Annotated in this window: 1 protein-coding gene; it reads left to right on the plus strand. The window is 66.8% G+C overall.

All coding sequences use genetic code 11. From position 1 onward, the window contains the following. Nucleotides 1–121 precede the first annotated feature (121 nt). Nucleotides 122–1015: an IS5 family transposase gene (locus D7044_RS32070; RefSeq protein WP_120684479.1), complete on the plus strand. Its 894-nt coding sequence runs from the start codon at nucleotides 122–124 to the stop codon at nucleotides 1013–1015. Nucleotides 1016–1040 lie beyond the last annotated feature (25 nt).

Genomic DNA, 1040 nt, shown 5'->3' on the forward strand with positions numbered 1-1040 from the left:
TAAGGCGTGTTTCAGAAGTCGTGGTGGTCGATGAAGGTCCCGGCGTGGCGGTGATCGACAACTGAAGAGGCCTCCGGTATCTGGTTCTGCGACCAAGCAAGAACTTCATACCGGAGACCTCGTGGCCACCTTAGCGGTGACGAGGCGGCACGACCTCACCGACGCTCAGTGGCAGCGGCTCGCCGCACTGCTGCCTGTCGCGTCGGCGAAGGGTCGGCCGCCGAAATGGGAGAAACGGCAGCTCATCGACGGGATCAGGTGGCGCATTCGGATTGGGTCGCCCTGGCGTGACGTCCCGGCCGAGTACGGACCCTGGCAGACGATCTACGGCCTGTTCCGTCGCTGGCAGCGCGACGGCACCTGGGACACGATCCTGGCCGTGTCACAGGCCGCCGGCGATGCGGAAGGTCGGATCAGCTGGACAGTCAGCGTGGACTCGATGACCAGCCGCGCCCACCAACACGCCGCCGGCGCCCGCAGAGACGGCCACCTGCAGAAAGAGCCACCCGGCGGCGTGCACGACGAACCCGCCGATCACGCCCTCGGACGATCTCGCGGCGGTCTGACAACCAAGACGCATCTGGCCTGTGAGCAGGGGCAGAAGGTCCTGTCGATGGTGGTGACCGCCGGGCATCGTGGTGATAGCCCGCAGTTCATCCCGGTTCTGCGCCGGATCAGGGTGACCCGTCTCGGGGTGGGCCGGCCCCGCACCTGCCCCGACCTGGTCCTGGCGGACAAGGCCTACACCAGCCGCGGCAACCGCGCCTACCTGCGCAAGCGTGGGATCAAGACCTGCATCCCGAGCAAGACCGACCAGGACGCCCACCGCAAAGCCAAGGGCAGCCGCGGCGGACGCCCGCCAAAATTCGACCGAGACCTCTACCGGATGCGACACGCCGTCGAGAACGGCATCGCCCGACTCAAGCGCCACCGCGGCGTGGCCACCCGCTACGACAAGCTGGCCGTCCGGTTCCAGGCCGTCCTGACCATCACCATCATCTGCGAATGGCTCTGACCGGGCTTATGAAACACGCCTTAGG

Source organism: Micromonospora musae, from assembly GCF_003626635.1.
GTDB lineage: Bacteria > Actinomycetota > Actinomycetes > Mycobacteriales > Micromonosporaceae > Micromonospora > Micromonospora musae.